This window comes from Micromonospora coriariae, from assembly GCF_900091455.1.
Classification (GTDB): domain Bacteria; phylum Actinomycetota; class Actinomycetes; order Mycobacteriales; family Micromonosporaceae; genus Micromonospora; species Micromonospora coriariae.
The window spans coordinates 192,449-207,072 of the sequence record NZ_LT607412.1 but is presented as its reverse complement, the minus strand read 5'-3'; the positions used below and the strand labels follow the sequence as shown (position 1 = coordinate 207,072).

The following is a 14,624-nucleotide window of genomic DNA, read 5'->3' as shown; positions in this document are numbered from 1 at the left end:
CTCCAGGCGAGGGGGTGGGACGGTTACCGGCGGCCAAGGCTGAGCAGCACCTGCCGGGCAGGCGGTGCGCTCAGGTCGGCGACGGTGATGGGGTCGAGGGTGGCGTAGAACGCTTCCTGGGCATGGCGCAGCGCTCCGCGCAGCCGGCATGCCTGGATCAGCGGGCAGGCCCGCTCGCCCTCACAGTCGGCGACTTCGGTCTCGCCCTCGAGCTCACGCACTAGGCCACCGATCGAGGTGCTGTGCGCGGTGGCGGCGAGGCGGACGCCGCCGCTGCGGCCGCGGACGGTCTCCAGCAAGCCCAGGTGTTGCAGCCGCTGCACCACCTTGGCCAAGTGATGCCGAGGGACCACGAGTGCCTCGGCCAGCTCGTCGATGGTGAGCCGGTCGTCGCGTGCCGCACCGAGCATGAGGATGCGAAGACTGATGTCCGTGGATCTGTTGAGCCGCACATCGCAACCGTACCGATAAAGAGAATCTCAGACTCCTGTTTATGAGAGGCGTCACGGAGATCGCACCCGCGGAGACGGAAGTCTGAGGATGTGCCGGCCGAGGCCCAGCGAGCGGTCGACTCGTGGCCGGCCTCCGAGGCGGCGCGGTTCCACCGCGGGATCGCTTGTGTGGTGGTGGTGCTGGTTCCGGTGTGGCCGGTCGGCACTGCGTTCACCGGTACGGCTGCCGACCGGAAACCGTGGGCATCTGCCAACGCTGAGTACGTGGCCGAGTGTCAAAGCAGCCGCGGGGCGTAGCCACTCCGGGTATTGGCGGCCCGAGGCGACACCATGGGTCTGGGCATCATCGACGCCAATCGACGCGCCCGAACTGTGCGCGGCACGTTCCCAGCGATGCGTCGTCTTGGTTAGCGCAGACGTGCGTTCACAGGCCAGCGTTGCCGCCTGCTCCGACGCTGACAGGAAGCGGCCAGATCGGTATCGGCTGCCTCAGCCGCGATCGACGACGTACGTTCAGCTTCGGTGAGCAGCACGACCGTGTCCTCCAGTGCGGTCACCGTGTGCCGTGTGCCGGGCACAACCAGCAATTCTCCGGGGAAGCCGTCCGTCGTGTCATCGCCGGCATCGACCCGTACCCGACCGCGCAGCACCTGCACGGTGGCAATAGCGCGATATTCGTGCTCGTCCAACTCTTCGCCACGGGTCAACGCGATCACGGTCTGGCAGAGCGGACGCAGACGTCCACCATCAACAATGCGCATGCCCATGCGGCTCGACGCGCCGAGTTCATGGCTCAGCAGCCCGTCGGCGATCGCGGTCAACGACAACTTCTCCATCACTAACTCCTTCTCGTTTCACGGGCGACCACGTCGGTGGCCGCGCTCCCGCCGCTACCCACCGGTCGTCACGTGGCGCCCGGATCGTCGTGACCACACTGCTCCGAGGGCCGCCGGTGCCGGCGGTGCGCTTGGGGGCGGGTGGTGAGGGTCGATGAGTCCCTGAGCGATTCCTCTTTATGCTGCTGGCGCCCGCGTGGGCGGTTCCACTGGTGCAACGAGGTGACCGAGATCGTTGATCGCTACCGTGCCGCTGCCCGAGCGGATCGTTCCACCGCCGTCGGCCAACGAACCCCTCCAGGTCGTTTCTGCGGTTCGTTGAGCAATACTTATAACTGACTCCTGAAGTATCGACGCGTAGACCGGCGACCGAGTGGGCAACAATGAATCGGTGGATCGTCGGTCGCTGCCCTCGGCTTGGCCTGACAACCGACGCTGACTGTGGCGGTTCCTTGCCGACCAGGCGACCGCGTACGCTGCCTCGACTACGATCAATGATTGCCTGTGCCTCGGACCTGCACAGGTGTCGTCACCGGTCACGTCGACCGTCGCAACCTGCCGACCATCGGCAGTGCGGCGATCACGGCACCGGCTTGCCAGACATCTGTCCGTCAGCGAGCGCACCACGCGAAGATTGGCGGGGACCCTGACACCGTGGTAGTCGCGAGCGATCAGCGCATCCACATTAAGGAGGACCCATGAAAACGGTGACCCTTCGCCGGGTTTACGACGATCTCTCGCCCGATGACGGCGTTCGGGTGCTGGTCGATCGGGTGTGGCCGCGCGGCTTGACCAAGGAAGCGGTCCACTTTGACGAGTGGGTCAAGCACATCGCGCCGTCCACCCCGCTGCGCCGCTGGTACGGCCACCAACCCGAGCGGTTCGTGGAGTTCCGGCGCCGCTACCTGATCGAACTGCAAGACGTTCAGTCGCAAGCGACGATCGAGCGGCTGCGGAAGTTAGCCCGCACCACGCCGATCACGCTGCTGACCGCCAGCAAGGACATCGAACACAGTCAGGCAGCAGTCCTCATCGACCTTCTGCGTGGCCCCCACACCCCGACATTGGGTGACGCCGGCTCTGCCTGACGCGCCCGTCGCGTGCATGCCGCGCGTCCGGAGCATACGACCTCTTCGAAAGCCCGAGCATCGCAAGGGAGACGGCGGCCGGTGGACGGCCGGCTGTTCGCTGTCTTGAGCGTCGAAACAGCGACCGCGTCGGCATGACGGCCGTCCGGCGGTAGCCAGCAAGCCGCACAACACCTCGGCTTCACTGCGGGGTTGCGCGCACGACTACAGATGCGGTGTGCCATGCACGGCCGTGGTCTCGGCTGTTGGGGGAAGTCTCCGAGCCGATTGCTGGATTCCGCCTCGCGGGTACTGCTGGTGGGATCGACCGTATGCGTTGGCTTGCGGTGTGCCTGGCTGGTCTCGCCTCTTCCTCGGCGTCTGGTTGACCTGTCAAAATCTGGTTGGTTTCGACCCCGGCGCCTCGCAGGCCCTAGGCGGCGCTGCTCTGGCGGTCGCATCGCTGCCGCTTGGTGTCTGGGCAACTCGGTCGCGCAAGCGGGCCAAGTTGCGAGCCAAAGCGGTCGCGACAGCCTCGCTCCGGGCCGGAGAGATGACTGTCTTCGTCGTCACCACGCAGGGCGGATTATTCAAGGCGTCCTACGTGGAGTCCGGCCGGTGGTCGGACTGGAGCGACATGCGGCCGCTTGGCAGGGTCACCGACGTCACCGCGGCCGTTACGGCAACGGACCGCGTCGAGGTGTTCTACGTGGATACCGGAGGCGACCTGTGGGCATGCACACTCGGCGAGCGTTGGACGCAAGTCCCGAAGGACCCCGGTGCCGGCCGCATCGTGGCAATATCGGCCAACAGCGCCCGGCTCGGGCACCGTGAGGTTTATGCGGTCTCTGGGCACGGCAAGGTCACTCACCGATGGCGTGTTGACGGCGCGGCATGGTGCGCCGGGGGTGGATGGACTACTGCGCGGGATGTGGCGCTTTCAGCGCCACGCGACGGGATTATGGAATGCTGGGCGGTCGGTCTCGACGGTCAGGTCCGCAATCGTTGGTATCCATATGGGGAAGGCGGCTGGAGCGACTGGGACGACGTGTTCGGTCGGCTGCCGGACGGCTCGGCCGTGGCCGCCGATGTGGTCAACGCCTGGGATGGCCATCAGGAACTGTTCGTCGTTCGCGCCGACGGCGGCGTCAGGCACCGGGATCACTGGCAGGGCAAGGACTATCCGGCCTGGCGGGACCTGGCCGCACCCGTGCCGATGCGCGATGTGGCCGCAGGCGTCACGAGCATCGGGCACATCGAGGTCATCGCGGTGAGCGCCGACGGCGACCTATGGCAGAAGTCCTACTCAGACGCCACCAACTGGGGCGAGTGGCGGACGATCGAGTTGGGCAAATAACCCACGAGCTAGACACACTCTCGCTGGCAAACGCCAGCCTGGACGCCGCCAGACACAATTCGTGCCACGACAACCGCTCCGCCGATGTACCGACCGTATTCGCGACTCGAACGGACGCATTGTCATCGGCTAGTGGGGATAGGGCCGCACAGGCGGTATTGGCCGGCATAGGCCGGGCTGCTTCGGTTACTCACCGTGTTGAAGGCAGTTCCGGACGCCGCCAGCCCCGCGATCGCGGCGGCGACGGGGACCAGGGCGTGGAACCAGCTCGTCAGCTGCCCGATGGCGATCTCCCGTCGCACTTCGAGTTCGACAGTGACGACGAAGATCGCCATCAGCCCGTCGTTCACGAGCGCATGCAGGGTGAGATCCAGCTGTAGGTCGCCGACGCTGACCATCAGATGGGTCTTCCAGAACGCGTCATACGGCGTCAGGGACCCCGTTGGCCCAGAGGCTCGCCGCAAGCGTCCCCACGAGAAGGAACAGGACACCGGTCCGGTTCTGTCCCATCGCGCCGATCCGCGCGGCGATCGATGGGCGTCGACGAAAACTGTCAGCGGCCCGCTCGTGGCCGAGTGAGGTCTGGATGACGGTGAGGTTCGTCAGATGATTACTCAGCGTGCTGGCTGTTCTCGACCGTGTCGGTGTGCGCGTTGCGTGCGGCGATGGCGGTGAACAGGGTGGCGATGAGGGCAAGTGCACCGTAGCCGAGGGCGATCTGCGGGAGCGAGAAGGTGTGGGAAAGCTGGCCGGCGATGAGGGCCGGGATCGTAGCGCCGCTGTAGCAGAGTAGATAGATCACGCTGAAAATCGGTGCCCGGTCGGCCAGTGTGCTTCCGTGCAGCAGACCGCGAGTGGTGGCGCTGATGGCGATCCCTTGAGCGGCGCCGGCGACGATCGTTGCGGCGATGAACAACGCCAGTGTGCCGGTGGCGATCGCTGTGATGATGCCGATCATTCCGGCTAGGAAGGCGATCATGCCGAGGCGTTGGGCTGCCGTCGTTGTGAACCGGCCGCCGAGGGGAGCGCCGAGAACGCTGGGACCCATGTAGGCGGCGAACACCAGTCCGACGATGAGCGGGCTGTTGGTGTGGAGCTGATCCTCGACCAGCGCAGGCACGAACGCTTGGTAGAAGGCCCCGGCCGCCCAGGTGGCCAGGAACACCGCCGTCGCGACGGGGAGCAGATGCCTGACCCGGGGCGGCACGTAGACCCGGGGTCGCAGCGATCGCCAAGCACCCGGCATCCGAGTCACGGTCTCCGGGCTGACGGCAATGAGACCGACAGACAGGAGGAGAAGGCCGATGACAACCAGGAAGATGAGGTCGCGTGGCCACGGCCCGAACTGAACCAGGGCGCCGGAGGCGATGGCGCCGACGGCGAGGCCAAGCATGACTGTCTGGCTGGAGGCGACAGAGGCCAACCATGCAGGCCTGGCGGGTGCGGCGTCGACGATGTATGCAGTGAGGCTGCTACTGGCCAGCCCGGCACCGAGGCCCATCAGGAGCCGGCCGGTGATCAGGATGCCGATGTCGTGCACGTTCAACAGCAGCACACAGCCCAAGAGGAGCAGGACGAGGCTGGCGATAGAAATGGGCTGTCGGCCCAGATGATTGGACAGTCGCCCCAGCACCAGCAGCGTGGTCAGAGTGGCGGCGGAGTATGCGACGACGGTCATCGAGATGCCGGCGTTGGTGAACCCGTCCTCAGCCCGATAGATGTTGAACAGCGGGATCGTCGAGCCAACAGCGGCAAACGCGGCCACCAGTGAGACCACCGCAGATATGAAGGTCAGCCGGAGCGTTCTGCCCCGGCCGGGCACGTTGGTCACTGGTGCCGTGTTGAGCATCGAGCTGTGCCTTTCTGCGTCCTGAACTATCCCTTGGCTCCCGTGTGGTCCCAACCCGACGCGAAGATGTCTCGCGACCAGGAGCCTGGTTTGAGCGGCGTCAGGCGCCCGGAGCGATCGCACAGGCTGAGACGCAGACCCAGGTGCCCTCACGCTTCTGGTACACGTCCGTGTACAGAGCTTCCTGCTTCGCACCGTCCGCGATCATGGTGTATGAGGCGCGGCCGTGGATCAGAGCAACGTCGCCGAGGATGCGGATCTTGGCCTCGCGCAGCGCGAGATCCTTGAAAGGGCGCGGCTTGGCGATGTACTCGAGGTACTCGTCGCGGTTGCGGGTGACACCCGGTGTCTGCACGATGAAATCGTCAGCAAGAAACTCGCTGAAGCGCTTGGCGTCGCTGGCCTGGTCCGCATGGTTGTAGTCGAGGTTGAGCTGCTCGAGGATCGCCAGATCTTCGGCGGATTGCATGGTGTCATTCATTTTCTTGCTCCTTCTGTGTGTGGTTCGACGCTCGCTGCAGGTGGGCACAACGAAGGGCGTTATGGCCCGAATGTTTACTTTCGGTTCGCGGCGCCGTCCTGCTCTGTAGGCACCCCAAGATGTATCCGCGCGAGTCACGCGGGCAGTCAAAACAGCTCACGTCGCGATCTATAGGCGCCGCATCGCGTTCAAACTGTCGCGCTCGACGGCCTCACTGTCGCCGCCTGGGGCGGAACGACAACCGCTTGCTGCACTGCCGTGATCGCCGAGCAGGAAGCGGCCTGATTTCAGCTCGGCCCGATGAACTCGGTCCTCACGCTCCATGCGAACTGAATCAGCAGGGTCACCGGGGACTTTTCGGCGATCTCATGCATCACCTTCAAGTCGTCGGGGTCAGGGTCTTCGCTCAGCGTGATCGTGCGCTTCAGGTAGCGCTCTGCGCCGTCCTGCTCGGGTTCGTGGTAGTCGATTTCGACGGTGATGTCGCCGGCGGTGTCGTACTTGTAGTCGACGTACTGCCTGAGCGTCTGAGCAGTGCACGACGCGAGCGCCATCAACAGGTACTCCGTCGGCGTCGGGCCTTCGCCGAGTGCGCCGTTGTGCGGTTCATCGGCGACGAACGTGAAGCCGCGGGTGGTCATGTCCGTGCGCCGGCGCTCAGTGGCCGGAAGGACAACTCGGGCGGATGCGACGACACGATCCCGATCGGTTTCCATCAGCCGCGCCTTCCTGTAGATCCTGGTAGTGATGGTCGAGATACGCGGATCCAGCAGCAGCCGAGCCGAAGTCTGAGCGGGGGCTGCGGCCGGGCGTATCACCCCATGACCGAGTACCTCCGCAGGTTAGCTCCGTGGACCAGATAGTCCAAGTCGGTCACTCGTCGCCAGAACCGCTCGGCCCTCGCGAAACCATCACTCGGGGTGTTAAGCTGCACTGGGAGGCGGCTCGGACCAAGATGCCCCAGATGAACTCGTTCAACGCCAAACCCCGGGATGGACTCATAAGTCCGTTTAAGCTTGGGTTCGCCGTCGTTCACGCATCAGGGCGGGCGATCGTCGTCGCCTCCCGCGACTCGGGCGGACTCAAATCCGGACACCCTGGGGAACGTTGATGCTTGGTGATCCGCAGTCGCAGTACGAGGCGATCCAACGACGCGAGGAACGACTCGATGGCAGCTTTCTCACCGCGGTGAAGACGACCGGCACCTACTGTCGTCCATCGTGCCGCGCCAAGACCCCTCGCACGCAAAACGTCGACTTTCACCCGACAGCGGCCAGCGCCCAGCTCGCTGGACGGCCACGGCGGCGTTTGACCGCCACGTGCAGCCCATGCCGGGCCAGGATCCGATAGACCGTCATCCGCGACGCACCGGCCCCGGGCAGCCGTTACGACCCAGTTCGAACGCGATCCGCCGGGCACCCCACCGCGGGTGTTCACGCCGCAGCTCACACACCGCCGCCTCCACCGCCGGCGACGCCTGATGCGGACACGAGTCCGGTCGATGCGACCGGTCCTGCAACCCGGCCAGACCAGCCTCCTCATACCGACGCAGCCGCGCGTGAACGCTCTCCCGCGTCACCCCCAGCTGTGCGGCGACCTCGCCCACGCGACCCCCAGCCTTCACCGCGAGCACCGCGCGATACCGCTGCTCCACCACCGACATGTGCACCAGCGCCAATCCCGGCCCCCTGACCTCGCGATGCCCGCAGACATCACGCGATCAAGAAGCCGAACACGGCCACTGTGCAAGCATCAGCTGGGACGCCGATGTGAAGCATCAGCCGGGACACGACAGGCGCGTCGGGGGGTTCATTGTGAGATTCGGTCCCAGCCGCGCCGAGGCCGGTGGCTGCCCAGCTGGTCATCGCGGCTGCGGTAGACGATGTAGGGGCGGGTCAGGTAGCCCACGGGTGCGCTGAACACGTGTACGAGTCGGGTGAACGGCCACAGTGCGAAGAGGCCGAAGGCGGCCAGTGCGTGCAGCTGGAAGCCGAGCGGTGCGCTCGCCATCAAGCTGGCGTCCGGCTGGAAGGCCAGGAACGAGCGGTACCAGACCGAGACGCCCTCACGGTAGTTGTACTCACCACCGAAGGTCATGATCGAGCCGGCGATGGTGTTCCACATCCCGAGCACGATCACGACGGCGAGGAAGGCATACATCACCTTGTCCATTCGAGTGGTCGCGGAGAAGACGGGACCGACCGTGCGGCGGCGGTAGATCAGGATCACCATGCCGGCCAGCGCTGCGACGCCTGCGAGCAGACCGCCGGTGACGGCCACCACGTGATAGCTGTGCTCGCTGATCCCGATCGCGTCCGTCCACGACTGCGGCACGAGGAGCCCGATGATGTGGCCGCCGACGACTCCGAGCATCCCGAAGTGGAACAGCGGGCTCCCGATGCGCAGCAGCCGGTTCTCGTAGAGCTGGCTCGACCGGGTGGTCCACCCAAACTTGTCGTAGCGGTAGCGCCACAGGTGCCCGACGACGAAGGTCGTCAGGCAGATGTAGGGAACCACGACGAAGAGGAACTCGTTCATCGGCGTGCTCCTGGGAATGACGGCATGGACAAGAAGGTCGGTTTCGGTGCGGCGCCGGCGCTGAACTGCGGGGCGGCGAACGGTGCCAGTCCCACTTCCTCCTCAGGGGGGCCTTCGGCGGCGAGACGGCGTACGGCGTCCCGCTCGTCGCCGCGCAGGGCAGGCAGGGTCGCAGTGACCGCGTCGATGAGGGCCGCCCAGGGAGAAGACATGTCGACGAGCGAGACGCGCAGCAGCTCGAGCCCGGCCCGGTGATCGAGTATCAGGCTTCGACCACGCTCCTGATCCACGGTCGCCGCGAACTCCAGCACCACGCAGAGGTGATCGGGCAACTCCGAGTTGTCGAGCTCGTAGCCGGCGCTGAGGTAGGTCTGCTTGAACCGCAGCAGGGCCAGCCCTCGCTTGCGGGTGTCCCCGTGGGCGAAGTAGGTCAGGAACAGGTTGCACCGGCGACGGTTGTCGAACGTCTCGACGTACTGGGCCTGTAGCTGCGGCAGGGGTGTCTGTTCCACGTGGTCCGCGAACTCGCGGATCGAGTCCCCGATGGCCACCGGCAGCCGCTGCGAGGCGCCCCGGATCAGGTCGAGGCGCGCCAGCATCTCGGAGTCTGGGTAGTCGAGCAGCAGCGACACCGATTGCCAGGCGATTGTCAGCTCATGCGGCGCAAGGCCGGCCTTCGGTCGACGGCTCACGAGTCTGTCTCCCGTGGCGGGAAGAGTCCTTCGGGTGAGCCCTTGCCGTCCCAGTTCAGCAGGTTGACGCGCGCGCCCTTGTCGGCGGGCGAAGCGAGCGTGTCGGCTGTCTGACGGTCCTGGAGCATCTGGAAGTTCTCGACGGCGATCGGCGTCGGTGCGCCGGAGCCCTCGCCGAAGAGGTCCTGCTGTCCGCCGCCGTACGCGGAGACCGAGCACTCGGTCGCCAGTTCTTCCAGGGAGTGTGCCTGCTCGGCGTGCGCCGGAGGGATGACGTAGCGCTCGTCGTACTTGGCGATCGCGAGGAGCCGGTACATGTCGTACATCTCCTCCTCGCTCATGCCGACCGCGGCCGGGATGGTGCCGTCCGGGTCGCGGCCCATGTTGATGTCGCGCATGTAGCAGCGCATAGCGGCCAGCTTCTTGAGTACGGCGTCGACCGGCCCCACATCGCCCGCGGTGAAGAGCTCCGCGAGGTATTCGATGGGAATGCGCAGGGCGTCGATCGCCGCGAACAGGTTGCCCTTGTCCTCGGCGTCCTCGCCGGTCTCCTGTACGACGTCGACCACGGGGGAGAGCGGTGGGATGTACCAGACCATCGGCATCGTGCGGTATTCCGGGTGCAGCGGCAGCGCCACCTTATAGGTGTTGATCAGGGCGTAGATCGGGGAGCGCTGCGCGGCGTCGATCCAGTCGCGGGCGATCCCTGCCTTCTCCGCCTCCCGCATGACGTCGGGGTCGAAGGGGTCCAGGAAGACCTCACGTTGCGCCTCGTAGAGTCCGTGGTCGTCCTCGACCGCCGCCGCCTCGAGGACCTTGTCGGCGTCGTAGAGCATCAGGCCGATGTAGCGCAGCCGGCCGACGCACGTCTCGGAGCAGACGGTCGGCAGGCCGACCTCGATGCGCGGGAAGCAGAACGTGCACTTCTCGGCCTTGCCGGTCTTGTGGTTGAAGTAGATCTTCTTGTACGGGCAGCCTGACACGCACATCCGCCAGCCCCGGCACTTGTCCTGGTCGACCAGGACGATGCCGTCCTCCACACGTTTGTAGATCGCCCCGCTTGGGCATGACGCCGCACACGACGGGTTCAGACAGTGCTCGCAGATCCGCGGCAGATAGAACATGAAGGTCTGCTTGAACTCGAATTTGACCTTGTCGCTGATCTTCTTCAGCATCGGGTCACGGTGTGCGGTCGCGGTGGACCCACCGAGGTCGTCGTCCCAGTTGGCCGACCACTCGATCTTCATGTCCTTGCCCGAGATCAGCGACTTCGGACGAGCGACCGGCGTGTGCTCCTGAGCAGGGGCATCAGTGAGCGTGGAGTAGTCATAGGTCCATGGTTCGTAGTACTCCCCGATCGAGGGAAGCTTGGGGTTGGAAAAGATATTGAACAGCTTCTTGAACCGCCCGCCGCCCTTGAGCACCAGCCTGCCGCGCTTGTTGAGCTCCCAGCCGCCCTTCCACTTCTCCTGATCCTCGTACGTCCGGGGGTAGCCGAGGCCGGGGCGGGTTTCCACGTTGTTGAACCAGATGTATTCGGTGCCGGTGCGGTTGGTCCACGCCTGTTTGCAGGTCACCGAGCAGGTGTGGCAACCGATGCACTTGTCGAGGTTCATCACCATCGCCATCTGGGCCATGACGCGCATGTCAGTACTCCACGTTCTGTGAGCGCTTGCGGATGACCGTGACCTCGTCGCGTTGGTTGCCTGTCGGGCCGAGATAGTTGAAAGCGAACGTGAGCTGGGCGTAGCCGCCGATGACGTGGGACGGCTTCACCAGGATCCGGGTCAGGGAGTTGTGGATGCCGCCCCGTTTGCCCGAGGTCTCGGCGATCGGTACGTCGATCAACCGGTCCTGTGCGTGGTACATGTAGACCGTGCCCTCGGGCATCCGATGCGACACGATCGCCCGGGCGACCACGACCCCGTTGCGGTTGACCGCCTCGATCCAGTCGTTGTCCTGGATGCCGACCTTGGCCGCGTCGCGATCGCTCATCCAGATGTTCTGGCCCCCGCGTGAGAGCGACAGCATGAACAGGTTGTCCTGATACTCCGAGTGGATGGACCATTTGTTGTGCGGGGTCAGGTACCGCACCGTGAGCCCTTCGACCTCGGCGGCTCCCGCCCCGTTGGAAACATTCCCGAGCGACGGTTCCGAGAACAGTGCCGCCATGTTTAGCGGTGGCCGGTAGACGGGCAGGCCCTCGCCGAGCTCGGTCATCCAGTCGTGATCCAGGTAGAAATGCATCCGGCCGGTCAGGGTGTGCCAGGGCTTCCTGCGTTCCACGTTGATGGTGAACGGCGAGTACCGTCGCCCGCCCGTCTCGGAGCCCGACCACTCCGGTGAGGTGATCACCGGCACCGGTGGCCCCTGGGTGTCGGCAAAGGTGATCTGCTTGCCTTCGTGCTCCTCGGCGAGGTCGGCCAGCCGGACACCGGTGCGCTTCTCGAGCGTTTTGAACCCCTGAGTAGCCAGATGCCCGTTGGTGGTCCCGGACATGGCCAGGATTGCCTCGCAGACGTTGACGTCCTTCTTCAGCGACGGCCGGCCGTCGGCCACGCCGCCGCGAACGGCGCCGTTCTTGCGCCGCAGGTAATCGACCTCCTTGCCTAGCTCGAATGTGACGCCCTTGGTGGTCGCACCGAGGGTGTCGACCAGAGGGCCGAGCGCGTTCATCTTCTCGGCGATCGCGCCGTAGTCACGTTCGACCTCGACGAGCTTGGGCATGGTGACGCCGGGGATCGGTTCGCACTCGCCCATTTTCCAGTCACGCACCACGCCGTGCGGGTTTGCCATCGCGTCCGCCGTGTCGTGGGTGAGTGGGACTGCGACGACGTCCTTGCGCACGCCGAGGTGGGTCGCGGCGAGCTCGCTGAACTTCGCTGCGATGCTCTGCCAGGCGTCCCAGTCGGTCCGCGTCTGCCATGGGGGCGCGATCGCCGGGTTGAAGGAGTGCACGAAGGGGTGCATGTCGGTGGTGTTGAGGTCGTGCTTCTCGTACCAGGTTGCCGCCGGGAGAACGACGTCGGAAAAGATCGTGGTGCTGGTCTGCCGGAAGTCGATCGTCATGAGCAGGTCGAGCTTGCCCTCGGGTGCCTCGTCTCGCCAGGTCACGTCGACCGGGCGCTGGTCCTCTGGAGTCTCGGTCGCCCGTATGGACGAGTCGGTGCCGAGTAGGTGCTTGAGAAAGTACTCGTTGCCCTTTCCCGACGAGCCGAGCAGGTTGGCCCGCCAGATCGACAGGATGCGCGGATAGTTCTGTGGTGCGTCCGGGTCCTCACCGGCGAAGTCGAGCTCGCCGGACTTGAGCTGCTCCACGACGTACGCGCCCACCGGTTTACCGGCGGCGGCCGCATCGTCGGCGAGGTCGAGCGGGTTGCGGTCGAACGTGGGGTATGACGGCATCCAGCCCATCCGCGCGCTCTGGGCGATCACATCGGCCGTGGACTTTCCTGCCAGCTGGCCCTTGCCCGTAGTGGCGGCAAGGGTGTCGGCGCCGAACTGGTCGTACCGGAACTGGTTGGTGTGCAAGTACCAGAAAGCCGTCTGGATCATGTTGCGTGGCGGCCGGCTCCAGTCGAGGGCGTTGGCGATCTGCGTGTAGCCCGTGATCGGACGGACCTTCTCCTGCCCGACGTAGTGCGCCCAGCCGCCGCCGTTGACGCCCTGGCATCCGGTGAGGTTGGTCAGAGTCAGAAACGCGCGGTAGATCGTGTCGGAGTGGAACCAGTGGTTCGTGCCAGCCCCCATGACGATCATCGATCGGCCACGTGACTCCTCGGCGTTCGCGGCGAACTCCCGCCCGATCCGGGCAGCGGTAGAGGCCCGGACACCGGTAATCACTTCCTGCCATGCGGGGGTGTACGGCGCGTCCGCGTCGTCGTAGCCGCGGGCCCATTGCCCCGGCAGGCCGTCACGGCCGACGCCGTACTGCGCGAGCAGCAGGTCGAAGACCGTGGTGACGAGGTGCCCATTGACACGGCGGACCGGAACGCCGCGGGGTAGGTCGGCGGCTGCTCCGTCCGCAGTGTCGAAGCGTGGCATCTGCACCAGGACCGTCTCCTCGGCGCCCTCGAGCAGGGAGAGCTGCGGGTCGACGTCGCCGAGTTCGAGGTTCCAGCGGCCGATACCGGCGTCGCCGAACCGGTGACCGAGCGAGCCGTTCGGGACGACCGGCTCACCGGTGCGTGCGTCGATGAGAACGGTTTTGAAGGCGGCGTTCTCCTGCGCCGCGCCGGCTGAGGCCAGGTCGGCGGCCGTCAGGAACTTGCCCGCAGTGAATGCGCCGTCACCAGCGTCGTCGAGCTTCACCAGGTACGGCAGATCCGTGTAGGTCTTGACGTACTCGGTGAAATACGGTGTCTGCCGGTCGACGAAGAACTCCTTGAGCACGACGTGGCCCATCGCCATGGCCAACGCGCCGTCGGTGCCTGGTCTGGCCGGCAGCCACTCGTCGGCGAACTTCACGTTGTCGGCGTAGTCGGGAGCGACCGCGATCACCTTCTGGCCGCGGTAGCGGGCCTCGGTCATCCAGTGCGCGTCGGGGGTGCGGGTGACCGGGAGGTTGGAGCCCCACATGATCAAGTAGCCGGCGTTCCACCAGTCGCCCGACTCGGGAACGTCGGTCTGGTCGCCGAAGACCTGCGGGGAGGCGACCGGGAGGTCGGCGTACCAGTCGTAGAAGCTCAGCATCGAGCCACCGACCAGGTTCACGAAGCGTGCACCCGACGCGTGCGAGACCATCGACATCGCCGGAATGGGCGAGAAGCCGGCCACCCGATCGGGGCCGTATTTCTTGATCGTGTGGACGTGCGCGGCGGCGACTATCTCGCATGCTTCCTCCCAGGTGGCGCGTACGAGGCCACCCTTGCCGCGGGCGGACTTGTAGGCCTTCGCCCGCTGCGGATTCTCGACGATGTGCTCCCACGCGCGCACCGGATCACCGTCGTGCTGGCTCTTGCCCTCCCGGAACATCTGTAGAAGGACGCCGCGGACATAGGGATAGCGGACCCGGGTCGGCGAGTAGGTGTACCAGGAGAATGCCGCACCGCGCGGGCAGCCGCGGGGCTCGTACTCCGGGGAATCCGGACCGACCGACGGGTAGTCGGTCTGTTGGGTCTCCCAGGTGATGATGCCGTCCTTGACGTAGACCTTCCACGAGCAGGACCCGGTGCAGTTCACCCCGTGAGTCGAGCGGACCACCTTGTCGTGGCTCCACCGGTCCCGGTAGAAGTCGTCGGCCTGGCGGCCACCCCGCTTCGTGAGGGTCCGCAGGTCCTCGGACACCGTGCCCTTGGTGAAGTAGCGACGGGTGCGCACCAGGGCCTCACTGAGCGGGCCGTCCAAACCCGA

The 14,624-nt window shown here is 65.7% G+C and carries 13 protein-coding genes and 1 pseudogene; 3 read left to right on the top strand and 11 right to left on the bottom strand.

The genetic code is table 11. The features are described from left to right. Positions 1-23: 23 nt before the first annotated feature. Both GA0070607_RS00965 and GA0070607_RS00955 read right to left on the bottom strand, forming a co-directional pair. Positions 24-452: an RrF2 family transcriptional regulator gene (locus GA0070607_RS00965; RefSeq protein WP_089016468.1), complete on the bottom strand. Its 429-nt coding sequence runs from the start codon at positions 450-452 to the stop codon at positions 24-26. Between the two features lie 407 nt (positions 453-859). Continuing rightward, positions 860-1,288, bottom strand: coding sequence for a cupin domain-containing protein (locus GA0070607_RS00955; protein ID WP_089016466.1), 429 nt, complete (start codon positions 1,286-1,288; stop codon positions 860-862). 698 nt (positions 1,289-1,986) lie between these two features. Here GA0070607_RS00955 and GA0070607_RS00950 point away from each other — a divergent pair. Then, positions 1,987-2,376, top strand: a complete 390-nt coding sequence (locus GA0070607_RS00950) for a DUF488 domain-containing protein (protein WP_089016465.1) — start codon at positions 1,987-1,989, stop codon at positions 2,374-2,376. A 532-nt stretch (positions 2,377-2,908) separates the two neighbouring features. After that, entirely contained in the window at positions 2,909-3,712 is an 804-nt protein-coding gene (locus GA0070607_RS32205) for a hypothetical protein (protein WP_157743052.1), read from the top strand. 122 nt (positions 3,713-3,834) lie between these two features. Here the strand turns inward: GA0070607_RS32205 and GA0070607_RS00940 are convergent, their stop codons facing one another. From GA0070607_RS00940 to GA0070607_RS00925, 4 genes are all read right to left on the bottom strand, one after another. After that, the gene (locus tag GA0070607_RS00940; protein WP_269458416.1) at positions 3,835-4,203 is read right to left on the bottom strand and encodes a Na+/H+ antiporter NhaA; all 369 of its coding nucleotides are present in this window, start codon (positions 4,201-4,203) and stop codon (positions 3,835-3,837) included. A gap of 119 nt (positions 4,204-4,322) precedes the next feature. Then, the gene (locus tag GA0070607_RS00935; RefSeq protein ID WP_231930723.1) at positions 4,323-5,543 is read right to left on the bottom strand and encodes an MFS transporter; all 1,221 of its coding nucleotides are present in this window, start codon (positions 5,541-5,543) and stop codon (positions 4,323-4,325) included. A 118-nt stretch (positions 5,544-5,661) separates the two neighbouring features. Continuing rightward, positions 5,662-6,042, bottom strand: a complete 381-nt coding sequence (locus GA0070607_RS00930) for a nuclear transport factor 2 family protein (RefSeq protein ID WP_089016462.1) — start codon at positions 6,040-6,042, stop codon at positions 5,662-5,664. Between the two features lie 287 nt (positions 6,043-6,329). Continuing rightward, positions 6,330-6,758, bottom strand: coding sequence for an OsmC family protein (locus GA0070607_RS00925; RefSeq protein ID WP_089021566.1), 429 nt, complete (start codon positions 6,756-6,758; stop codon positions 6,330-6,332). Positions 6,759-7,152: 394 nt separating this feature from the next. Between GA0070607_RS00925 and GA0070607_RS00920 the strand changes: the two genes are divergently transcribed. Then, positions 7,153-7,392, top strand: a complete 240-nt coding sequence (locus GA0070607_RS00920; protein ID WP_089016461.1) for an Ada metal-binding domain-containing protein — start codon at positions 7,153-7,155, stop codon at positions 7,390-7,392. On the opposite strand, the pseudogene GA0070607_RS00915 reads toward GA0070607_RS00920, so the two are convergent. From GA0070607_RS00915 to GA0070607_RS00895, 5 genes and pseudogenes are all read right to left on the bottom strand, one after another. Beyond that, positions 7,341-7,705: pseudogene (locus tag GA0070607_RS00915) on the bottom strand (helix-turn-helix domain-containing protein); the annotation flags it as partial. The gene GA0070607_RS00920 and the pseudogene GA0070607_RS00915 sit on opposite strands and share 52 nt — an antisense overlap. 146 nt (positions 7,706-7,851) lie before the next feature. After that, positions 7,852-8,580, bottom strand: a complete 729-nt coding sequence (narI, locus tag GA0070607_RS00910; RefSeq protein ID WP_089016460.1) for a respiratory nitrate reductase subunit gamma — start codon at positions 8,578-8,580, stop codon at positions 7,852-7,854. Next, complete coding sequence (narJ, locus tag GA0070607_RS00905; protein WP_197701218.1) at positions 8,577-9,212, bottom strand: nitrate reductase molybdenum cofactor assembly chaperone; 636 nt, start codon at positions 9,210-9,212, stop codon at positions 8,577-8,579. Before narJ ends, narI begins: the two co-directional genes overlap by 4 nt. 56 nt (positions 9,213-9,268) lie before the next feature. Further along, positions 9,269-10,918: a nitrate reductase subunit beta gene (gene narH / locus GA0070607_RS00900; protein WP_089016458.1), complete on the bottom strand. Its 1,650-nt coding sequence runs from the start codon at positions 10,916-10,918 to the stop codon at positions 9,269-9,271. Position 10,919: 1 nt separating this feature from the next. Then, positions 10,920-14,594 carry a nitrate reductase subunit alpha gene (locus GA0070607_RS00895; RefSeq protein ID WP_408630934.1) on the bottom strand — a complete coding sequence of 1,225 codons (3,675 nt, stop codon included), beginning with the start codon at positions 14,592-14,594 and terminating at the stop codon, positions 10,920-10,922. Between the last annotated feature and the right edge of the window lie 30 nt (positions 14,595-14,624).